Raw genomic sequence first — 23,275 nt, 5'->3', positions numbered from 1 at the left:
ATTCAGAAAAAGTGAATCTTTCTCACTTATCCTATGTCATACCGTCTCCCGGTCAAATAAAAACGCCGCGTTTCCCAATAAACAAAAGGGCCTTATTGGGAATTTCCCGCTCTGGCATATCTCTGCCGGGGAAGGGCCAGCCGCATGTACACCAGATCGACGGCCCGGGCAAGGCGCTCCGTCATATACCCGCCTTCCTCCAGCTCCTTCACGGCGGCGTCAAGCCTTCCGGACGCCATTCTTATCTCATGCGCCCACGGTATCCCTATATCTTCCTGTATAACCATGTCATTTGCCAATACAGCTAAATTCTGAATATCTCGTAAGGAAGAACTCTTTTTCCACAACTCCTTCACAGCCTCCTGGTCTCCTTCCCCTGCCCCGGCCTTCTTCAGAATAGACCTAACCTCCTCCACATGCCTGGAAACGCTCACGGCCAAATACTCAAAGAGGCAGGGAGGCAAGAGGGAAAAGGCACCCTTCCGTCCATCCTCATGAAAAACGGTCTTTCCCCAAAAACATCTTTCCATGATTTGGTACACATCCATGATTCCGTTACAAATCACATCATCCATTAATCCGTCCCGAAAAAAGCTGTCCACAGTTTCATCCAGAATTCCTCTTTGGACACATGCAAGCTCCTTTGCTTCCACCGCTTCCCGGGAACGCAATAATTCGGGAGAATACCTTGTCCTGCCTGTAACCATCATGACATTACGGGCATCTATTTTAAGAACCGTTACAGTGGCTTTATCAAACTCATTCCGTATATCGGATTTCAGACTCTGCCTTTCTCTCACACTTTTCAATAAGTAAATCATCTTCTCGGCAATCTTGTTGCCCTCCTTCAAATCATACTGCAAATCCCTCAAAGGATCGGGGCCCATCTCCCTGCCCAGTACAGCCTCAGGCATGCAGGCGGCAACCAGAACACAGGCAATGGGAAAAACACGTACCATCATTGGAATAAGGCAATTATTTCCAAAGAATAATCTTATTGCCATGAAACACAACTCAAATTCACGCTGTTCCCCTTCTGCATCAGCATCTTTCTTCATCACCCGCTCCGGCCATGGCCGCCCATGTCTTTTCCTTTGAAATTCCTTCATCATAAGTATGTGGGCTTGCCAAGGCATTAAAATCCTGTAAACTGTTCCGTCCTCAGTTAACATTCCTTTACTCAGGTTATGCCAGACGCTCGCTTTCAACCACTTCCCGGATTCCGCGACTTCTCCCCGGCGGACTGCGCCGTACGCAACTACCTCTTTGACGCATGGAAAAGGGTGGCGCACCGCTACGGATTCCTGGAATGGGAAGGCCCCACAGTGGAAGCCACGGAACTGTACCTGAAAAAAAGCGGAGGCGAACTGCCCACCCAGCTCTTCCGCTTCATGGACCAGGGGGAACGGGACATCACCATCCGCCCGGAACTGACGGCTTCCCTGGGACGCATCGCTGCCGCATACCAGCGGGAATACACCAAGCCGCTCAAGTGGTTTGAAATCGGCTCCTGCTTCCGTTACGAAAAACCGCAAAAAGGGCGCCTGCGCGAATTCTACCAATTCAACGCGGACATTCTGGGGGAAAGTTCCGCCTGGGCGGACTCCGAACTCATTGCCCTGGCTATCGACTGCATGAGGGAACTGGGCTTTACGCAGAATGACTTCATCGTCCGCGTCTCCGACCGTGAAGCCTGGATCAGGTTCGCTGCGGAACACGGCGTGCAGGAACAGGACATCCCCGTTTTTCTTGGCATCGTGGACAAATTCGAACGCGACCGTCCGGAAGAATGCCAGCGCAAGCTGGATGCCTTCGGCATCAGCCGCAACGACCTCGTGGACTTCATTGAAAACCCGCCTGCCGGAGCCTCCGAACGCTACGAAACCCTGCTAAAAGACCTGACAGCCCGCGGTCTGGAAACCTACGTAAAGCTGGACCTCTCCGTGGTCCGCGGCTTGGCGTACTACACCGGCCTGGTCTTTGAAATCTTTGACACGCAAAGAAGTCTGCGCGCCGTAGCCGGCGGAGGCCGGTACGACACCCTCGTGGCCGCCCTCTCCGGCAATGCGGTGGACATGCCCGCAACAGGCTTCGCCATGGGAGACGCCGTCATCGGCCATCTCATCGACCAGACGCCCCGCGCCAGGGCACTGAAAGAAGCGGCGCTGGCGGCTGCGGGATGTGACGTCTTCATCATACAGGCGTCCGAAAACCGCCGTGCGGAAGTACTCTCCATCGCCTCGGCCCTTCGTGACCAGGGCTACAGCGTGGACATCCCCCTGACCTTCACCAAATTCAACGGACAGATGCAGAAAGCCGTCAAATCCGGGGCACGTCTGGCCTTGGTGGTCGGCGATGAATTCCCCACCCTGGAACTGCGCGACCTGACGGCACGCACCTCCGCCCAAATAGCCATGGAAGACCTGTTCGACTCCATTGCAACCGCGGCGAACCGTGCCTGATCCAGCATTCACCACCATCCATTTCAAACAAAGATGAACTCATACCGCACTCATACCTGCAGCGAATTGCGCGCTGCAGACATTGGCAAGCCGACCACCCTCATCGGCTGGGTAGACTCCGTCCGCGACCACGGCGGCGTCATATTTATCGACTTGCGCGACCGCACCGGCATCACCCAGGCAGTCTTCCACCCGGAAGTCAGCCAGGACGTGGCCAGAGCGTCCCAGCAGCTCCGCTCCGAGGACATGATCCAAATCTCCGGCACGGTGGAAGCCCGCTTAAAAACGGACACGGTGGACACCACCAATGCGGACCTCCCCACTGGGGAAATCGAAGTCTCCGCCAATGCTCTCAACGTCATCAACAAGGCGGACGTGCTCCCCTTCCAGCTGGACCGGGCCCTCTCCAACGAAGACCTGCGCCTCAAATACCGTTTTCTGGACCTGCGCCGTCCCTCCATGGCCCGCAACATGCAGATCCGCCATCGCGTAACCAAAACCACACGGGACTATCTGGATGAACACGGCTTCCTGGAAATTGAAACGCCCATCCTCTCCAAATCCACGCCGGAAGGCGCGCGCGACTTCCTGGTCCCCTCCCGTCTGGCCCCCGGCAAATTCTATGCCCTCCCCCAAGCGCCGCAGCAATACAAGCAGCTGCTCATGGTGGCCGGCATGGAACGCTACTTCCAGATTGCCCGCTGCTTCCGTGACGAAGACCTGCGCGCGGACCGCCAGCCGGAATTCACGCAGGTGGACATTGAAGCCTCCTTCATCACGCCGGAAAACATCTACAACCTGGTGGAAGGACTGCTCAAGCGCGTATACAAGGAAGCCCTGGACGTGGACATCCCCACCCCCTTTCCGCGCATGACCTGGAAGGAAGCCATGGACCAGTACGGCTCTGACAAGCCGGAACGCCGCTTCGGCATGAAACTCACGGACGTCTCCTCCATCTTTGAAAACAGCGGCTTCAAGGTATTCGCCTCCGCCGTGCAAAATGGCGGCGTGGTCAAGGCCATCAACGCCAAAGGCTTCGGAACCGCCTCCGTCGGTCAGATAGACACCCTCACGAAAACCGCCGTGGAAGCCGGAGCCAAGGGTCTGGCCTACATCAAGGTGCGTGAAGACGACTGGAGAAGCCCCATCTCCAAATTCCTTTCTGAAGAAGAAAAGCAGAAACTCACGGAAGCCCTGGACATTGAAACTGGAGACCTCGTTCTCTTTGCCGCCGGTCCGTGGGAACCCTCCTGCGACATCCTGGGCCGCGTGCGCCTGCAATGCGCCGAATTCATGGAACTCCTCAAGGGCAACAAGGAGCGCGACTTCCTGTGGGTCATTGAATTCCCCCTGCTCGGCTGGGATGAGGAAGAACAACGCTGGGCGGCCATCCACCATCCGTTCACCCGTCCCGTCAAGGAAGACGAAGAAAAACTGCTCAAGGGAGAACTCTCCGCCGACCTCCGCGCCCAAGCCTACGACGTGGTGCTCAACGGCACGGAACTCGGCGGCGGCTCCATCCGAATCCACGAACGCGACCTGCAATCCGCCATGTTCAAAGCCCTTAGCATCACGGAAGAACAGGCTCGCGAACAATTCGGGCACATCTTGGACGCCTTCAGCTTCGGAGCACCCCCGCACGGCGGCCTGGCTCTGGGCCTGGACCGCCTGGTCATGATGATCTGTGATGCGGAATCCATTCGTGAAGTCATCGCCTTCCCGAAAAACAACCGCGGCGCGGACCTCATGAGCGACTCCCCCGCTCCGGCGGAAGAACGCCAACTGCGCGACATTCACATCCAGGTGAAACTGCCCGCTAAAAAATAACATACCTTATTCCCCCTCTTCAGGCCCCGGAAGGAAAACTCTATTTCCTCCGGGGTCTTTCCATAAACACAGAACAAAAAATAAAACAGTCAAACCTGCCATCCATCCCCGGCGCCCCACCCCTATCACCCCTAAAAACACGGTCCCTGACACACAGACAGCACCGTATCCACCATTCGTTCCACAATCGGCTTCATAGCCCTCTTCCTGCAAAAGAAACCACCATCCGCTTTCCTCATGCCAGTCGGCGGCGGAGATCTGCAATCCGGCGCAGCTCCTTCATCACGGGCAGGCGGTGGCGCTTGCCCAGAGGTGCAGGGGGAGGATTCCCCGTCGTTACCATCGTAAAACGCTGGTATCCCTTCACGTCCGGATAACGCCCCCAATAATAGGCCGTCCATCCGCTATCCGGAGCCTCCGGCCCATAGGGAGGGGTAACCAGGTGCCTCTCCTCCCCAGGATACAAATTAAAAGCGCTGGTGCCGATCACGATATCTTCCGGAGCATCCGGCAACAGTTCCAGTTCCTGCACATACTCCCGGACCCGTTTGGCGGCATGCGCCTTCATGCCATACAGACACCCGTAAATACGCTGCTCCACGGAACCACTGCCCCAGAAAATCAAATCCTTCCGGCCCGCAAAACACCGTAGCTCGTCTCCGGACATCATCACGGTATCCGCATCAATCTTCACCAAAGAATCCTCTTCATGGCGCGCACTCCGTATCATCTCGTCAAGCATTCCCTCAATGCATTCCTTCCCCCTCAGATTACCGCCGCGCTCCCATGTGGACACCCGCCACTCGGCGCCCAGTTCCTCCGCCTGGATTCGGACTCCATTCGGGCATGGATGCCTCCCGTCGTCAACCACCACCAGCCCCGCTTCCGGCACTGCATGACGGATGCACAGCAAATTTTCCCTGACAAGATCCGCATCTCCCGCATACACAAACAAATGAACGTAAATCTTCAACTCCTCATTCATAATAAAAATCCTTTTACTTTCTCCCTCTTCATAGAATCTCCGACATCATGTGCGGTCCGCCGGAAAAAGACCATCCCTTTCCCCGGGCCTTGCCTCCTCCTTGCCGAAAACCAATGACCCCTTCCTCTCAAGAGATACCTCGCCTCCCTTCCCACCCTATGCCCCCTTCCTCAACTTCAATACCCCCAGCTTGATTCTGGACGCCATATTCCCCAAGGCATTTGAACGGGATGGAACCAGCCAGGTGCTTAAAACGCTTCGATGAAGCAAACTCTCATCTGCTGCCATCACCTCCCCGGGAGTCAACCCGGAAAACAACCGGACCCACAAGGTCATCAATCCGCGGCTGATGAGGGAATCACTATCGGCATGAATCTGGACGACGCCATCTTTCAACTCCAGATGAAGCCAGACCCGGTACTGGCATCCCTGCAGCAACTGGACATCAGTCTTCCATTCCTCGGCCAACGGAACCAGAACATTCCCCTGCCGGATTAGAAAACCATACAAGGCTTCCTCCCCCGGCAGGTTCTCCAGTTCCTGAAGTAGAACACGCCCTCTTTGCTCAAAAGAACCTTCAAAATCCGCGGTCATTTCCGTTATGGCTGAACTGCATACCAGGAAACCAAATACCTATCTCCAATGCTACTCTGTTCTACATCCCTTAGTTAACTTCGTCTGAGGCCCCTCCTCTTCCGCAACATCCGGATCCGAAGCAATCTGAATACCCAAAATCCGGCAGGGATGCTGCCGCTGTTCCGTCGCGCAATGCTGCAATCCATGGGTTAGAACCTTCAAATCGCCTTCCTGGTCATCCGTCTTCCAGCCGGAAATGCGCAGCCGATGACATCGAATCTCTCCATGACCGTTAACCTGATACCAAATCATCATGGTCCCGCCCTCATCCAAGCGGCCCTTCCTCCCTCCTATTCTCAGAATCTCTTGATCCTGGGAACGCTCTACTCCCGACCAGAAAATCCTCTTGCCATCTTTGCCGGACTGTCTCTTTACGGCAATCTTTCCTCCGGGAAACCATCCCATATGGAAAAGTAGACACCGTATCAGATAAGCGCGTCTTAACGCACACTCTTCGTGGTGAGTTCCCAGGCCGAGAGACTTTCTGGCTCCACAATATTTGTTTCCCCGGTCAATGGTCAGTCTAACCTTGTAACTTCCTGATGTATTCTTTCTTAATTCGATTGATCTAGAGATGGACATTCAAATATTCATACAATATCCAAAAACTATATATATAAAATCAAGTGGGCCTAGCAAAAAATGTTAGAAACCACACGCAACGCAAATAAAACGAACATATATTAAAAAATCGTAACTTCCAAAAAAAATCAAAAAATGATGACATGAAAAAATAGGACCTCTTGTTCCCAATCAAAAAGCTATAATTCCCGGCAAAAAATCAGGTTTCAGACTCAACATTTCCGGAACGTAAAACCGTTCCTTTCATCTACTCGGAACCTCTCTGCCCAGCAGAATTCCTGCTTCATTGAAACTTCTATCCTGAAAAGAGCGAAGGCATTACGCCAAGAATCCTGTAAAACTCCCTTGCAAACACCTTGCATCCAAACGGAATCTCACAGCCTAAGCCTTTGCTCAAATATCCACGGCTTCCTGCAACAATAGTTCCTAAATATATGGAAAATTCACAATATTACAGAAGAAGGAGAAAGCCACCACCAATCGTCATTGTCTTTTCATAAGTACCAAAAAGTCCCATCTTCTCTTCTCACAAGCAAGCGGAATCCCAAATGTCTTCTCCATAGGAAAAATCGACTTAAAATGAAAAGCTTCTGGCTGATTAAACCGTCACGAAAAAACAATCACCCGCAAAACAGCCTTACAATGAGATGAATAAGCCACCATTAAAATCAACTTTGAATGAAGCGTTCCGGTTCCTCCATCATCCATTCAAACTTTGACCAACTAATCATGGCCATTCCATAACTAAAACATCTCTCCCAGGATACCTAGTCCCACTCGCAAAAAGAGCCCCTTGCAGCAGGGATATTCACCCGGTCATGAATGGGTGATCATTGATAGTACATATTCCAATGGAAGCCTTCAAACCACCTGCATCATCACGGTCTCCGCTATCTCCTGTCCCCCTCTTCGTCTTATTCTTGAACCTTATCAATACTTCCATCTTGTAAATCAAGATACACAAATGTTTACGCGGACTCCATGAATCCAGCCGCACTAAGTCAAACACACTGGAAATACTATGGTAAACTAAGTACTCTGCACTCAATCCGGTAATTTTCCAAGTACCGATGGAGATACTCCTTTCATCCTCCGGATTTCAACAGAAGAACTATTCTCAAGAACTACCAATATTTTTTAATAAACGGATTTTCATCCACGTCTTCTGCGTCAAATAATATGGTAGGAACGTCCTTTTTCACTACAGGATTCATTGCATAACTCGCCAACCTTCTCATGAGATATTGAATTTCCGATGAAGGCGTTCCGGAGCCTGTCAGCCCAACGATTGATGCACCAAAGATATTTGTATTCATGCCATAAAAGAAAAATTCGTGGGAAGGCCCCATGAAATGAAGATAATCGCTCAGTGTGTAAAAATCGAACGTATTAAACCCTTTCACGGATACTTGTAATTTCCAAAACTGGTTCATAACCTTGCGAATAGATGCAACAATTTCTGACCGGATAGGATTGAAATATTCCTCCATTTCCAAAGATGCATCCTTTAACTTCTTTAATTTTCTACCAATTTCTAGAATAACATCGGGATCTGCATCCTGAGATTCCGCTCTCATCACCAAATCTTGTTCCAGGAGACAAATCTCAGAATTCCATTCTGCAAAAGTCCATTTTTTAGGAGAATCAGGCACTTTCATGTAAGGTATCCATAAAAACACCTGATTTTCTTTAATGAAAATAAATTTCCCTTCGACATCTTCACCAACGTATACAAAAAATACATCATATTTATTTCCGTTTTGTTTTAAAACATGATGATAAAGATACGCCCACTCACCAAGTAATATGTCCTGGTCACAACAAGGTAAATAGGAATATACAGACTTTCTTAATACTTCTGAATGATCTTCAATCAACTTAATATGCTGATCAATCCATTCCAGAAAAACGCCTTCACGCTCCGTTGCCAAACTGGCCGATAACGGCTGCAACAGGAAAAAGGCAACAAGCAGAGAAAATAGTCATTTCTTAATGATAAATCTATTATTCATCTGATCCTTTTATTATTCCAATAAGCTTCATATTCGTTGGTCAGGTTATCAAACTTAACTTATCTGGTGGATCTATTCCTGGAGACGGATCACCCCATCCTTAATGACAGTCTCTTACAAACGGCAATTCTTCCATTTCCTCTTTCAACCAATCCAATTCACCTTGCGCATTGGCAGGCTCGCTTCTAACATACTTGATCACGTCATTGAAAATCGATACCACATAGACTGTCGGAGCCCCCGGCACAGTACGATGCCATATGGATGCGCCAAACAAGGAGGAACCAAGTCCGTAAAAACAGAATTCCGGCGGTTCCTCGTCCTGCATGTAATCATGTATCGCTTCTAATTCATAACCATTCAGCCATGTTCCCTCCGGCTGTAACCCCCTAAAATTTTTCATGATTTTTACAAGCGATTGAGCAACTTCCGGAGGAAGTGACCGCGAACAAATTTCTTCGCTACAGCAGGCTTCTTTTAAAGCATGAAGCCGGCTCACCAGCTCCATCACCTTCTCCGGCTTTTCCTCCGCAAAAAGTTCTTCCTCTACTTCGTTGATCAAATATTCCAACTCCCCCGAATTATAAATCTTCTCATCTGATCCAGGTATCTTCAAATAAGGAGAACATACCACTGCCATATTATCTTTAATGAACAGAAAGTCACACCTCTCCAACTTGGAAATACACGCATAAAATACATCATATTTCTTCCCCTGCTTTTCCTGCATGCTGAGATAAGTATTATACATCCACCTCGGTTCTTTGATCAGGCGGTTTTCTTCATGGTAAGGTATGTAAGAATTAACGGAACTTTTCAACATATCTTCATGACTATTCAACAGCTTGATTTTCATATCAAACAGCCACACATACTCCCTCTCCTGTTCTGCATAACTTTGAGAATCCGCAACCACTTCGCCTCCTCCAAAAAGAAGCAGTGATAAAGTGACAATACTTCTAATCATTTTAAAGATTTTTTTCAGTTTCAAATTTCAATGAATCCCATGATATCAAGCTCTCCGGTGTACCATGAATCCCCTCTATCCTCATAACATATCAGGCATGGCGTCAATCACGGCACTCATATATCATCAGACTCTGATTCCATATAACAAATAGAATTTCGAGTATGTTTCGTCAAGGAGGTTTCTTCATATTCCCCTTTTATTTCTTTTCGTAAGAATCACGACTCTCATAAAAAAGCCGGGAGTTCTCAAAAAATCCCGGCTTTAATATCTAATTCTTATCTTTGGGAATAGCTACTTTAATAAATACGATTTTTAAAAATTTCATTTATTTCTCTAGTAATACAGAACATACAACATTCCGCTGTGCACTTTATCACACCATTATTACTATATTTAATATAAATACTCAAAGAATTGCATAGCATATCTATATAAAAAGGCAGGGAATTTTCATCATAATCACGATATCCCAATGTAAAACAAAAACTCTTGCCATTCCTGATGAGTTCATAAAATTCCATCTCCCTGTACACACCCTCTAATAACTTCATATTCTCTAAAAATACGTCACTTCCTACATCGGGAATTTTAGGATTATTGTTCTCCCGGATCCTCAACGTTTCAAATAGCCGGATCAGGGTTTCATATAACTTGGGAGATAAATCGCATTCCACCCTTCTTTGAAACGGAGTACACTCACGCTCTTTCAGAAATAACAAATATTTTGCTACAAGCGTAGAAAATTGTTCAGGGCTTTTGAGGATGGAAGCATCCACCCCACGTTTCCACCAATAAACAGACAACTTGTCGTTACAGGAAACTCCGCCAGAAGTTCGAGGAATGGAATGTTCAATCACATCTTCCAACTGGCCTTCCAAAATAGAACCTACAGACCAATTGGTGTGCTTCCGGTCAAAGTAACTGAAGTACTCACCGGGATAATCCACAATGATCAAATACGCCTTATACTTTCTGACCCCAATATAGGTTGTATTCTCACTCTTCGGGTTGCAATGCACAATGCCAATACTGTCCCGTGCATTAAATTGACCCACATCACCAGAAACAGAATATTCGGAACCCTCCAGATAGAGGGGGTGAGATTCCGTTTTAGGAAGCATATCTACCAACAAGAATTTGAATATAGCCTGACTCCTGGCTATTGCTAATACGATCTCCTTGTTTTGCTCTACTACATTCTCCTCCTCCTTCTTTCCTGATACTTTTTCTTCTCCATGAGATAAAAAAGTACCGAAAAGAAAAATACCACAAAAGAGTATATATATTACACTGGATTTCATTCGCTTTTTCTTTTTTCTCCGTTTACAACTATTTCTCTTGTCTCCCTTATTGGAAACAAAAACACTCCTTGTTGTCCTTCCCTTACTATTTCTGGAAATAGGTGCATCGGTGATGTTGTGCAGCATCCCTATTTGCTACCATCAATATCCATATACTCAAACTTCGCATGTTTGATCAGTAAATTTCATCATATGGAACTTCTAATTTTACAAAACAAAATTATCCCTCACCATGAATGAATCTCGATCTTGGTACCTTAAACAACTTGCAAAAAAATCCCTTCAATTGAATCCTGCAACACATTCTCTTTCGAAAGTGAAAAAAATATAGCCATTCGCAGGCATGCATAAGAATAGAGTGGTTAATCAAAAAATCTTTTCATTATTCAGTGCTCCATCCTTTTCACCATCATTATGCGGTAATAAAAAATATACACGGCTATCAGAATAACAATAAACATCAAGTAGTAAACTCCATATCTTCTTCAACGGAATTACATCCTCAAAGGATATGAGGACACAAAAAGGGATATGCCGCTCATACAAATTCTGCAACTCCTCCAAAATAGTGGAATGATCTGTCATCCCGTCCTTGGAAACATAATGGTCCTCATAACAACGTATCCTGTAAACCTTCAATGCAGAATCTTCCTTTTCCGTATAGGCTGGTTCAGACAAATAATCCGCAACTGTAGAAACAACTAAATTATTCCCTACTGCATAATTTACAAAATAAATACTTCCGGGATTATTAGTTTGAACAATATCTAATTCTACACACTTGGGATTAGAACCCATTTGACAAAAAATATTGTAAAGATCAGATGTAGTAGCATCATCCGGCAATACGACAGTACGACGCTCTTCGCTTTCCGGCAAGGAATGTCTTGCATATGCTACATAAGATTTCGTTAATCCCCCCTTTCTTTCAAATACACTTGAATGTATAAATGGTTCACTAGGAACAGAAATATCTTTAAATTTTATTAAAATGAATAATACAGATATTGCGCCAGAAAAAATAATAAATATATACACGAAATATCTTTTCATACTAATTCAATAATTTATAAAAAATTAATTATTTGAAACAGAGGAACAATATTAATGAGACCTATGCTCCTTCCCTCGTTAGACTCCTCCATGAAGCCCATACTCAAACTTCACCTGCCGAGTTCGTGACTCTTCGTACAAAAATACTCTCTCTTAAGTAAGCAAATCTTAGAGAAATTTTTCGCATCTCTAACCATAGTCTTGAACGAGATGAATAAATAAAAACGGATCAATTACTCTAATAAGGAAATATTGAATGGAAACCACGAGCGTATTCCCAGTGCCCGCCCACTAAATATAACTTCACAATCCGTTGCAATAAAAACAGAATCCTTAATATTAGACAGTGGTATCAGAGCAACACGGGGATAAACAGTTTTATTTCTCCGTAGAACTTTTATATCCCATTCTATAAAACAGGCATAATATTTCTGCTTCTGCTCATTAGAAAAAAGATATAAACCCCCATTGGCTAAAAAAGGTTCATCATAGTCTTCAGAAATATTATAATTGTTATAAATTTTATCAAAATTTGCTTTTGAACTATATTTCAAAACCATGTTAGATTTTTTTATATAAAAAATAATGGAACCTGAAGAAAGTAAATCATCTTCATTACTTTCCGTCTCCTTAAATTCACCAGAATATTCTCTATCATGATTTAATGTAATGAGAGTTGATAAGCAATTGCTTTCTACATATTTTCTTTCAAGTTCATACACATTGTATTGATCTGCATGAATATGAGAAATATTGCAAAATATAAACGTTAAAATATATGATAAAAATTTCATTGCATCAATAAAATTATTGTATTCTTTCTAAAAATAATTTTTCTTTCCATTTTGCTGGTTGTTTTTTACTTCTTTTACATGTATAAGTATTTCTATATGAACATGCTAATCTTACAATTTTATCTTTTTCCTTTGCTCCCTTCATGGACCTGCTAGGACGACAAGAAACAACTATTTCAATTGATGAACAACATGTTTTCTTGTTCTCACACTCCTTGACAGCGTCTTTTTCAGCTTGAGGAATCTTACGTTTAAATTCATCTGATAGAATTGAATCACCTGGCTTAGACATTTCTTTCAAATACCCATCCTTATCTCTTGTGGGTACAGAGCGTCTTTTTTTTGCTTCTTCAGAACCCCACAACATACCTCCATTCGGAGTTCTCCCACAACTTATTGGATAATATTTATCACAAGGAGTCGAGGCCGAAGGTAAACGATTATTTTCAAAATCATTTTTCCTTTGATTTATTTCTCCAAGATGCCCGGCTTCTACTTTAAAAATACATTTTTGGAGACTTGCTTTCAAACCTAAAGCATCAAAATAGAGAGATACTTGATTTCCTACAAATCCATATAGACATTCCCCTCCTTCTTCTCCAACCAGATCCCTAGAAATCCATCTTCCATCCTGCGGATTGTAATGGCGGTAATTGTAATAGATCAGCCCCAGCTCATCGTCTCGGTATTCGCTGGAATAACGGAACGGCATTGATGAAGCCCAGGAACCTTCCTCTGTCAAGGTTTCTCCGTAGGGAGTGTACTCAAACCTTGCCTGTCTTATTCCCGACGCATCGTACAGGGCGCTCACACTTTTGAGCAGGTCATGCGCCACATAGCGCGTCTCCGCTACACTCTTGTCTGCGTTGTGCGTACACATGGCCAGTACGCGCGTCGCCACCGGTTCTGACGGATCCCAGAACCACGTTCCCAGCAAGGGAGGATTAGTCGTGTTTTGCGTACAGTCCATGCTCGCTATCATCAGATATCCCATATAGGCAAACCTTGTGCGCTTGGTCAAGGTATTTCCATTGTATTCCACTTTTTCCACACGGCGCCCAAGGTAGTCGTACACGCATTCCACTCTTTTGCTTCCCTGCGTAAAGACAACCGGCCGATTATCCGCATTATACTGGACAGACCAGGTTCCCGTGGAAGTGTTCACGCCGGTCTGGTTGCCATCGGCGTCATACTCAGGCGTGAAGGGCGTTCCGGAACGTGTCACGAAAGTATATTGGTTCAGGTTATTGCTCTGGTAGGAGCTGGAAATCCCCTGTTCCGCCGCAGTCCGACGATTGCCGATGTTGTCATAGGCATAACCGAAGGAGCCGTCCGCATTCATCGTGTCTCCTATCAATTCGCCACGACTGTTATAGGCGTACGAATGACGGCGTGCAATGACCGTGGAACCCACATAATCCTCCCGTACAGAGGGACGCCTCATATTGTCCCAGGTATAGGCATGCTTGAGTGCAGGTGTGGCAGGGGCCCCTTTCACATAGGCCATGGAGATCGGTAGTGGAAGATTGGCATGATAAGCCGTGTTCCTGACCAAGCCGTTCGGATAGGTCAAACTATTGAGCCAGCCCGTGACCTCATCATACTCATAAATAAAGGATGAACCATTGAACGACACGGCAGAAAGACGGTCTGTAGAATCATACTCCATTAGGACCTGTTGCACCATTGTACCATGGAGAGAAAGTGTATACCCGGATAAACGCCCCAAGGAATCACGCTGATAGTCAAGCACGCTTTCTATTAAACCGGAAGTTACCTCCGACGCCACTTCTTCAAATCCGGCATATTCCACACTCCGGGAACCGGAAGCATCCTGAATAGTAGAAATACGCTCCCTTCTATCATAGGTGATAAATACGGAAGGCGTTCCATCGCTATGCGTAACGGAACTCAACTTTCCTGTTATGTTATCGTACTCATATGTAGACACTACTCCTCGGGACTGCCTCCGGGTCACCACTCGTCCCCACTCATCATAAGTATAGGAAGTAAAGGATCCATCGGCATACGTTTGATTCAACAATATGTCCGAGATTGAATCATAATTCCAACGCATTACATCCGCAGTGGAAGAAGGAATCGTATCAAGTGTGGCACTGGGGGAACGGTATGTATGCAAGGCTATAATACGGTCTCTGTCATCATATTCCCATTTCATGGGATAAACAGCCGTACCGTACCGGCAAGTCAACCGGCCCCGCAGATCATAAGAGGACCATGTTTGTTTTCCATCCGGCGCCGTAACACACTCCGGCAATCCCGTTGCGAAATCATACACAGTCGTGGTTATTTTCCCATCTTCGTCCTTCCTATGTATTTCCCTTCCTCCAATATCACTGGCAATGACTACATCTTTTCCGCGCGCATCCCGAACCGTTAGCGTATCTCCCACAGTACTGTAAATACGGCTGTATTTGGTCACGGCTCCATTCATATCCGTTGAACGTATAAGATCGTTGTTTAAAATCACCTCTTCTTCCTCACTCTCACAACCATCTTTTCCGCGTAAAACACGGATGTTGCCGTTTTCGTTATAAACTTTTTCCCAAGACCAGCGACCATATTTATCCTTATAAAGTGTCAGTGAATCAAGGGAAGACAAAACAGCCTCCTTCCGAGAAACGAGTTCGTAGGTACACTCCGTCCAATCTACCATCCCCGGTCTTTCAAGTATCTCACAGTGTTCCTTAAAAACCAATTGCGCAGTTTCCTGAGGAATTCCGGAAGGAACCATAGGCAACTTCCTGAAGCACGTACTAAAATAGCGACCCACATACAGAGAAGGGTCATCCACAAAAAAACCTTTTTTTCTGCCTCTCAGATTTCCCAATTGATCATATTGGCACCTGAACTCGATCCCATCCTGCATAGTCCCGCTTTCTATCAATCCCCTTGCATTGCGAACAAGAAGAAGCCTTGTACTGGTGTAAAGGTCGGTTGAGGAAACTGTTTTTTCATCCATAATAAGACGCCCCATTCCATCATATATAATACTTCCTATTTGCCTCCGATGGGAAGAATCCAAATAAATATACTTTCTAATTGCTGAGGTAAGGCTTCCTTCATACTCATAATAACGCGCCTCACGTCCGGTACCGGATTCTTCAGCTACCAGGCCTGACGGTAAAAGCCTGGTAACCAGCGTAGCCCCCGTAGGCAAGGTTTCCGTTGTTGTCAAGCCATCCGGAGAATAAGAATACAAGGTTATCCTTCCCAATTCATCCGTACGTGATACAACACGTCCTAATAGATCATAAGTCGTAAAGACAGCGGTTGCTTTATCTCCCGTAGAATTTTTTACGGACAGAGTATTGCCTGCCCCATCATAGGTCATTTCCGTAATGGAGTCCGGACAGGTGGATGTCATTTCCATCCCGTTCCAATTTTCCACCGGGACAGCGGAATCCCGTTTTATACATACCAAACGTTTGGCTCCGTCATAAATATAACGAGTCTGCAAGCCTCGTACATCCGTTTCCCACCGAGGACCGGCACAACTCCATTCCGCCGAGGAATGCAGACCATTGGCGTAATCCGTCCGAATTACCCGGTGGGAATGATCATAAGTCATCTGTTGAAAATCAACAGACACGAAATCGGAAGATACGTGGACCAAATGATCCGTAGCAATTTCATCCCCGTTTTCCGCATAGTAATGAACAGTTCTTGTGGAGTTGCCGGACACTATTACATGTTCGGCTCCCAATGTTTCCGTACATTTCCATGATGCGCCATATTCAGAACACAGGGCATATTCATAAAGCCGCTCAGAACCATCCATGTTCACTTGCCTTTTAAGTCTTCCTTTTGCATAAATGCAGGATGGATGGTCTACATACCATTCTGTTTTGGTTGGATTAGGATCAGCAAATGGCCCTGCACAAGTTTGCACGGCTATCTTAGAATAAATACCCGTGGAATTTGTATAAGTATACGAGATATCATGTATTTTCTCTGCCTTCGTTCCGTTTACCAAACTCACGGTTTTGAACGTCAGCCTTCTGTCATTGAATAATTCCTCTGCATATGAATAGGAAGTTCTCATCTGGATATCTCCACACCACGGTTCCGTTCGCTGAGTCACATTTCCGCTGGAATCATACTCCATCTCCACCACGGAGCCGTCCGGGTGCGTTTCCCTGATACGTTTGCCATAATTGGAGGAAGAAGCGTCACTGCCGTATTCATACGTCCAGGTTCTTTCCAGCGGTGTTCCGTACCCTTCCGTCCGGGAGACAAGCACATCCCCATACATACGGCGCTGGTACACCTCTTTTTCCGCGGAGCACAGCACGGCATTATCCGTTCCGGCCACGCCGGTGTAAACGTACTTGAATTTTTCCTTTGTGTCCGTGTAGTAGCCGCCGGCTACCATGGCCTGCCCGTTGGGTTCCTTGGCCACCACGTATTCACTTCCCGGGGCCGGACGGCACTGGGTCACAATGCTGATGGCATCATCCCCTTCCCCCTTGATCAGCGTAAGGTCGTCCGGATAAAGACCGCCACGCCACTCGCTGACGAAGCCGCCAGGTTCTTCAATGCGGAACGTCTGCAGCATCCTCTGGGCCACTTCCGGATGGTCTTCATCAACGCCGCGGGCCACCAGAGTATCCTCTTCCAGGAAAGACCAGGAAAGCTTCCATGTCTTGATGGGAACGGCGTTATTGCGGACGGTGTAGGTACCGTCGTTGCGGCGCCCTGTCACATCCTCCGGAGCATACCAGTTGATGCGCTGGACGTCGCTCAGGTCCAGCAGGCCGTCCGTTTTATTCCAGACCTGTTTCAGGCTGTACCAGGAAAGAGCGTTGAAGGATTCAACTTCGGAAGAAGGCCTTGAGTCATTTTCCGACCAGACCACCTGCAGTTCCGCAGCCAATTCCGCAGCGGTAATTTTCACGCCCAGCGGTGTGATGATATGTTGCAACAAGGGAAAATTGGGACGGAACCGGATGATGGTCCCGTCTCCCAGCACTTCCTCCAGATAGGCCGTGCCATCCACCGTGACGCGCCGCATCCTGTCGTTAAACTGCCCGGAACTCCCGTACGGCACGGCAGCACCCCCGGAGACACTTGCCGAGGCAAAATCATAATAACGGGGGAAACCTCGTTCCGTCTTTACCACTGCCTGGGAAACATCGTCCGGCTCCGGACTGCCGCCGGAGACATTTGGAGCCTCCACCACTTCCAGCCGCCGCTGGGAGACATGCTGGTACTGGAACGCCCTGCCCCAGCACAAGCTGGCATCCATCATATTCAGGTTCAGCATCAGACGTCCTCCGCTCAATTCGGCCCATTTGGGAAACCGTCCGAATTCAATGGAAAAATCCACACTGTTGTTATCCGTACTGGCCGTTCCCGAATCGCCTTCCCCGCAAGGGCACGGATATTCCGTTTCCGGCCCCACGGGGCTGACGGGGTACCAGGTGTTGGGCCACGGCATGGGGGAAAAATCATCATCAGAGGCCATGGCAGCAGGATAATGTTGAAAGTCTCCGGACTGTTGCGGAACTGGCAGGTAATTATCGTTTTTGTTCATCTTGTTTTTCGTTGAATGTTTACATCCGCCGGGAAAAGGGGAAAAACGCCGCCGGGCCTTTCCCTGAACCCATTCCCGGAGAATACGGTTATTGTTCTTCAGCGGCGGCCTCGGAATTATCGGAAGTGCGGGGAACACCAAGCGTGCGGCGCAGGCACCTCATGACGGAAATCCGTGCAGAGCGCGCCACCTTGTCCTGGTAGCGCCGGCTCATGGAAACCACATCCATGTCCGCCAGTGATTCCGCAGACGGGAAAGTCATCCAGTTGTAATGCCCCCACAGGGGCCCCCCGGAGCCGCGCGTCCATGCCTTGGCAAGCAGCGGCGCTCCATCCGGGAACAAGGCGGTAAACGCCCCCAGAACCACAGCGCCTTCCGGACATTTCATCGTGGAGGAAGACTGTTCCAAATGCTGGAGGATGGCTTGCAAAACCGCGGGTTTCAAAGCATACAGTTCATTGCTCAGCAGACCGGAGCGCAGGCAGGTACCGCAGAGTCCGGAGCCGGAGCGTCCGAAATTCCTCAGGAAATCGGCGCACAGGACCAGATTGTCCGGCTTGGTGCGCACCAGCACATCCTCCGGATGCCGTATGGACTGGGCCATCAGGGAAAGGATGGAGACCGCATGGTCTGAAGACGTGCGCGTTTCTTTCAAAAGCTTCCATCCCACGGACAGGGGCCGCAGTACTTCCTTCACGGTTTGGGGGCACGGAGCCCGCTCGTCGTCCAGAACAACAATGCCCGCTTCCGGAGTGCTCCAGCGGATGCATTGGACCGCCTCCACCAGCAGAGGGGCATTATTCGCTTTACAGGGAATGAAAAACGTCATTCCCGGCTGTTCCGCAGGCATACCCTGCGCAGATTCTGATATGGACTGATTCATATGGATGATGGTTCAATTGAAATGATGCCTCGCATCGGCTCCATTTCTCCCATCATCTGTTGAAAACGCACCTTGTTCCTCAGGGCCTAGTCCGTTGATTCCAAAACTATTGAAACAATCATCAAGTGGCATGAGCCCTCCGCGGCAGGCTCTTCCCCCCGCAAAACCGGAACACGGCGCGGCATGACTATTCCATCCGCATCCCAACCGAGCAGGAATCTTCCCATATCTCCATCTCAACGCCGTTTACGTTTTCAATCATCACCCCTGCTTAAGCATTCCCTCCAACTACTCCATCCCCCGTCGGACAGAATAAACATTTCAGGAATTGCCTGCTCCATCACTTCAATTCATTCACCAGCCCTCCGGCGAGCCCTTTCTCCATGGTTCATAAAAAACGCTCGCGCTCATGGGACACAGCCGCAGAACAAACCTCGCCTGCTCCCCGGAACATATACGACCGCCATCCGCCGTAATACCGGGAATCCGGAACGGACGCACTCAAAAACGGGAAAAGGGGCCGCCTTCTCTTTTCCCGAAAAATCACTTATCCTGCTCGTTGGAATGTTCCGGACCGGGGCCTTCCAGCTCGGCGGTAGCTCCCCGTTCCGGAGGCGGAGCCACCTCCAGAAATGTTTCAGTCACGGTTTCCGACGAATCGTCCGGTTTGATCACGACGGAGACGACACGATCCACCGCTTCACAGGAATCCGGGCACATCTCCTTCTTGGCCTCATTCACGGCACGAAGGGCAGTACGCTGGAATTCGTGCGTATGCACATCCGCCTGCTTCATGACCGGGGCCAGAATCATCCCCTGGTAAATAACCGCACCGATGATGACTACCAGGGCAATACAACCGCAAGTCAACGCCCCTTTGGCCATGCAGTAGGTTCTATTGTCATTCCGCCTCACCGCGACGACTCCTAAAACCACGGACAAAATGGCACAAAGCAGCCCGGGAATAACCGCCACCCAGCCCAGACACGGAAGAAAGGCGAGGAGGGCGAGTACCAATCCGATAATACCTAGCACCAGCGCCGCAATCGGCGAAACAGGCTCGCGAACAGGACGAATTCCGTCCGAATCATTTGACTTGTCCATAATTCATTTTTTCATTGGCATTTCCCATCCGGGAAACGTTCTTGAAATTAAAGAATTCGGACAAAAACTGTCAAGGTGCCTTTCCGTTACGCATAAAACGCCATGGTTGCTTCCAGGGACATCAGGTCCCCCGCACGCCTCCGCCGGATGATACCGCAACACCGGGAAACAAAAACAATTATTGAAATTTAAGAAATGTTGGAAATCAGATTTTCCTGCCTTATGAACTCCCTCTCTTCATGACGGGAATTAAATGAAAGAACAGGACGTCACAGCCCGGCAAACAAGGAAAATCCCTGAAATGTCCCCCTTCACCGCTCCCGCTGGCCTGAATCCATATCCTTTTCTCTGTACCTCTTCATCAACACCCACAACACGTAAATCACGGCGGCTCCGCCGTTGAGCAGGCCAATGGAAAACCAGAACGGGGCTCCCTTGTTCCATTCCCACGCCTCGCGTACATGGCCGTTCGCCATTTCTGCATAACCGCGGGTCATGCCGCACAGGGGACATTCCTGATGGGGCACGGCAACGGCAGCGGCTATGGAATTCATCCCTCCCGGACTAATCAGCAAAGCCATGACGGAAGGGATCAGCAGCATAAGGGATAATCCCGCCCACACGGGGAGCCATACTTTCCTGATCATGCCGAACAAATCATGGCGGGAATGCCTGGCATCCCCGCCATGTAACATAAAAATGATCCGGGGAAAAAACCTCCTTCCCGGCCTTTAAAGAGTATCGTACGTTTCTTCCCTTTCGGCGGCAGGCGCAACGGGAGCGGCGGGGGCGGGAACCTGCCGCATCCGGCGGGATTCCCCTCTCTTCGGCATTTCCTGGGCCCCGTCATCCACACACTTCTGAATTTCCATCCTGTGTTCTTCCGCGAAGGCGGAAGCGGAGCTGAACATCCATACCTGGGCTCCGCAGGCCGCCAACGTCAGCACGATGGCAATAATGGAAACGACAAGCGCGCCCTTGGGAGACCCCTTGCTCACGGCCACAATGCTCATGATCAACGCGATAATGGCAAGAAGACCGGCGGGAATCAGGGCTACCCAGCCCAGGCACGGGAAAAAGCCTATCAATGCAAGAACCAGGGCAATAATGCCGAGGACCAGGGCGGCCGTGCAGGAAGGGGAACCACTGCAACAAGACGGATTTTGGGGGGAAGCGGGATCGTTCATCATCGTATTATTCCTATATGGGGTTGTTGAAATTCCTTCTTGGAATCGTTGTGTCCGTCCTACTGGAATATCCATCTCCTGTCAAGATGCAAGCTCTGGCATCCCGGCGCGCCTGACTTGAAAAAGAACCCGCAAAACATCCATGCAGACATATCGCCCTCCCGACCGGATGCCCCCATGACACCGCTCAAAGCAGCAGATAACCCGCCACAACGGCGCCAACGCCCAGTGCGGCGGTGAACAGCATCAATCTGCGCCTGCCGGGGCTTTTCCACATCAGGGCGATGCCCGTCACATAAGCCGCCAGCAGGGAAAAGGCGGCGCCCCATCCCAGAAAAGCAAACCACCATCCGGCCTTCCCCTTGTGCACCAGCAGCAACTTGGGATACATGCCCGGAGACACCACCTCCGCGCGGAGCGCGTCCCCCTTCCTGATAAACAGCACATGGTCACTCGTCAACGGACCCAGCACGTAATTCCCCTTGAACGGGCGCACTTTCCCTTCCGGCAGCGTGGCTCCGCGCCGTTCCAGCTCCCGGAGAGAGGCTTGGTACGGAGGACGGTCGGTGCCGTCCAGCTCATGCACCGTCACGGTGGAGGTAAAATTCTCATCCGTACCGGCCAGATAAAGCAAGCCGGTGACGGCATACACCACCACCATGGGAAGAAAAAACAGGCTCAGCACCAAATGCAGGGAACGGCAGGAAAAAACATTCATAATAAGTGATGAAAAACTTTAATACACGCGCCCCAGCAAATCCGCCAGTCTTTTCCCCAGCGCTTCTATCTGTTCGGGCTGGTGGGCCGCCGTCACCGTGATGCGCAGCCGGGCCGTTCCGCGCGGCACGGTGGGATAGCGTATGGCGGGAGCCAGAAAACCCTGTTCCAGTAGCCTCTGCGCTGCGGAAAGGGCCGCCTCGTTCTCGCCGATCACGACCGGAAAAATGGAAGAAACGGGCCTCCCCGGCGTCCCCAACGCTGCGGAAAGGGCTTCCGCCAGAGCGGAAACATGCCGGCGCAGCGCCTTCCCCTCCTCTCCGCTGATAATCCGTACCGCAGCCAGCGCGGCGGCGGCCAGCGCGGGAGGCGGAGCCGTAGAATAAATCAGGGAGCGGGCGGAATTGATCATCACGTCAGCCCACGCCCGGGAACAGGCCACATATCCCCCGCTCAGTCCGGCCGCCTTGCTCAGCGTCCCCATCTGAAAATCCACTCCGGAGGAAACCCCCAGTTCTTCCGCCAGCCCGGCGCCATGTTCGCCCAGTACGCCGAATCCGTGGGCCTCGTCCACCAGCAGCAGGGCGCCGAACTCATCCTTCAGGCGCACAAGATCCCGGAGGGGAGCCCTGTCTCCGTCCATGCTGAACACGGACTCCGTCACCACCAGAATTCCCCCGGCAGGGTTGACGCGCCGGACATGCTCCAGCTTCCTCCGCAGGGAATCCATGTCGTTATGAAGGAACGTGGCCAGCCGCGCCCCGGAAAGCCGCGCTCCGTCAATCAGGCTGGCGTGGGACAGCTTGTCCATCACCACCGTATCATTTCCGTCCGCAATGGAGGCGATCACCCCCACGGACGTGGCATAACCGGAGGAAAAACTCACGGCAGCCTCCGTTCCCTTCAGCTCCGCCAGGGCCTCCTCCAGTCCGGAATGGACCCGGCGCGTCCCCGTTACCAGGCGGGAGGCCGTCGCGCCAGCCCCGCCGTCGCGCGCGCCTCTGGCAAAAGCTTCCACCAGCGCCGGATGATGCGCCAGCCCCAGATAATCGTTGCTGGCCAGATTCACCACTTCACGGCCGTCTTCCATGCGGGCCATCCCGCCGGGCAGACACTCCACATTCCGCAGGGAACGCAGCAGCCCGGCGGACTTCAACTCGGATAAAAACTGTTCAGGACTTTTCATACTCAGTCATATCGGAGAC

At 49.4% G+C, this 23,275-nt stretch carries 18 protein-coding genes; 2 read left to right on the top strand and 16 right to left on the bottom strand.

Going from position 1 to position 23,275, the window contains the following annotated elements; translation table 11 throughout:
• Nucleotides 1–92: 92 nt before the first annotated feature.
• A complete protein-coding gene (locus HMPREF3039_RS05150) occupies nucleotides 93–1,172 on the bottom strand; it encodes a hypothetical protein (protein WP_067981979.1) in 1,080 nt (359 codons plus the stop codon).
• Nucleotides 1,173–1,187: 15 nt separating this feature from the next.
• On the opposite strand from HMPREF3039_RS05150, the gene hisS reads away from it, so the two are divergent.
• Together hisS and aspS are read left to right on the top strand one after the other, a co-directional pair.
• A complete protein-coding gene (hisS, locus tag HMPREF3039_RS05145; RefSeq protein ID WP_067571182.1) occupies nucleotides 1,188–2,462 on the top strand; it encodes a histidine--tRNA ligase in 1,275 nt (424 codons plus the stop codon).
• Nucleotides 2,463–2,495: 33 nt separating this feature from the next.
• Nucleotides 2,496–4,289 (top strand): aspartate--tRNA ligase, encoded by a 1,794-nt coding sequence (gene aspS, locus HMPREF3039_RS05140; protein WP_067571180.1) that lies wholly within the window; start codon nucleotides 2,496–2,498, stop codon nucleotides 4,287–4,289.
• Nucleotides 4,290–4,524: 235 nt separating this feature from the next.
• Here the strand turns inward: aspS and HMPREF3039_RS05135 are convergent, their stop codons facing one another.
• The 15 genes from HMPREF3039_RS05135 to HMPREF3039_RS05065 form a co-directional block, all read right to left on the bottom strand.
• Nucleotides 4,525–5,274, bottom strand: coding sequence for a hypothetical protein (locus tag HMPREF3039_RS05135; protein WP_067571178.1), 750 nt, complete (start codon nucleotides 5,272–5,274; stop codon nucleotides 4,525–4,527).
• A gap of 156 nt (nucleotides 5,275–5,430) precedes the next feature.
• Complete coding sequence (locus HMPREF3039_RS05130) at nucleotides 5,431–5,868, bottom strand: SufE family protein (RefSeq protein WP_067571176.1); 438 nt, start codon at nucleotides 5,866–5,868, stop codon at nucleotides 5,431–5,433.
• A gap of 51 nt (nucleotides 5,869–5,919) precedes the next feature.
• On the bottom strand, nucleotides 5,920–6,165 hold the full coding sequence (locus HMPREF3039_RS14330; RefSeq protein ID WP_231863850.1) for a hypothetical protein: 246 nt from the start codon (nucleotides 6,163–6,165) through the stop codon (nucleotides 5,920–5,922).
• Between the two features lie 1,451 nt (nucleotides 6,166–7,616).
• Nucleotides 7,617–8,444, bottom strand: coding sequence for a hypothetical protein (locus HMPREF3039_RS05120; protein WP_067981982.1), 828 nt, complete (start codon nucleotides 8,442–8,444; stop codon nucleotides 7,617–7,619).
• 160 nt (nucleotides 8,445–8,604) lie between these two features.
• On the bottom strand, nucleotides 8,605–9,495 hold the full coding sequence (locus tag HMPREF3039_RS05115; RefSeq protein WP_067571170.1) for a hypothetical protein: 891 nt from the start codon (nucleotides 9,493–9,495) through the stop codon (nucleotides 8,605–8,607).
• Between the two features lie 275 nt (nucleotides 9,496–9,770).
• On the bottom strand, nucleotides 9,771–10,901 hold the full coding sequence (locus HMPREF3039_RS05110; protein WP_147549636.1) for a hypothetical protein: 1,131 nt from the start codon (nucleotides 10,899–10,901) through the stop codon (nucleotides 9,771–9,773).
• Nucleotides 10,902–11,141: 240 nt separating this feature from the next.
• Complete coding sequence (locus HMPREF3039_RS13650; protein WP_147549639.1) at nucleotides 11,142–11,828, bottom strand: hypothetical protein; 687 nt, start codon at nucleotides 11,826–11,828, stop codon at nucleotides 11,142–11,144.
• Between the two features lie 233 nt (nucleotides 11,829–12,061).
• Nucleotides 12,062–12,622 (bottom strand): hypothetical protein, encoded by a 561-nt coding sequence (locus tag HMPREF3039_RS13645; protein ID WP_147549642.1) that lies wholly within the window; start codon nucleotides 12,620–12,622, stop codon nucleotides 12,062–12,064.
• Nucleotides 12,623–12,635: 13 nt separating this feature from the next.
• Nucleotides 12,636–18,179, bottom strand: coding sequence for an RHS repeat domain-containing protein (locus HMPREF3039_RS05100; protein WP_067571163.1), 5,544 nt, complete (start codon nucleotides 18,177–18,179; stop codon nucleotides 12,636–12,638).
• A gap of 88 nt (nucleotides 18,180–18,267) precedes the next feature.
• The gene (locus tag HMPREF3039_RS05095; protein WP_147549645.1) at nucleotides 18,268–19,062 is read right to left on the bottom strand and encodes a hypothetical protein; all 795 of its coding nucleotides are present in this window, start codon (nucleotides 19,060–19,062) and stop codon (nucleotides 18,268–18,270) included.
• A 543-nt stretch (nucleotides 19,063–19,605) separates the two neighbouring features.
• The gene (locus HMPREF3039_RS13640; RefSeq protein WP_147549648.1) at nucleotides 19,606–20,166 is read right to left on the bottom strand and encodes a DUF4190 domain-containing protein; all 561 of its coding nucleotides are present in this window, start codon (nucleotides 20,164–20,166) and stop codon (nucleotides 19,606–19,608) included.
• Nucleotides 20,167–20,477: 311 nt separating this feature from the next.
• Nucleotides 20,478–20,861 carry a DUF2752 domain-containing protein gene (locus HMPREF3039_RS13290; RefSeq protein WP_082770088.1) on the bottom strand — a complete coding sequence of 128 codons (384 nt, stop codon included), beginning with the start codon at nucleotides 20,859–20,861 and terminating at the stop codon, nucleotides 20,478–20,480.
• Between the two features lie 36 nt (nucleotides 20,862–20,897).
• Nucleotides 20,898–21,356, bottom strand: a complete 459-nt coding sequence (locus HMPREF3039_RS05075) for an SUR7/PalI family protein (protein WP_067571153.1) — start codon at nucleotides 21,354–21,356, stop codon at nucleotides 20,898–20,900.
• Between the two features lie 184 nt (nucleotides 21,357–21,540).
• Nucleotides 21,541–22,071 carry a hypothetical protein gene (locus HMPREF3039_RS05070; protein WP_067571151.1) on the bottom strand — a complete coding sequence of 177 codons (531 nt, stop codon included), beginning with the start codon at nucleotides 22,069–22,071 and terminating at the stop codon, nucleotides 21,541–21,543.
• Nucleotides 22,072–22,089: 18 nt separating this feature from the next.
• A complete protein-coding gene (locus HMPREF3039_RS05065; protein ID WP_067571149.1) occupies nucleotides 22,090–23,256 on the bottom strand; it encodes an aminotransferase class I/II-fold pyridoxal phosphate-dependent enzyme in 1,167 nt (388 codons plus the stop codon).
• Between the last annotated feature and the right edge of the window lie 19 nt (nucleotides 23,257–23,275).

The organism is Akkermansia sp. KLE1798 (assembly GCF_001580195.1).
In the GTDB taxonomy this organism is placed as follows: domain Bacteria; phylum Verrucomicrobiota; class Verrucomicrobiia; order Verrucomicrobiales; family Akkermansiaceae; genus Akkermansia; species Akkermansia biwaensis.
Note: the sequence above shows the minus strand (reverse complement) of the source record. Positions and strands in the feature narration are given on the sequence as shown.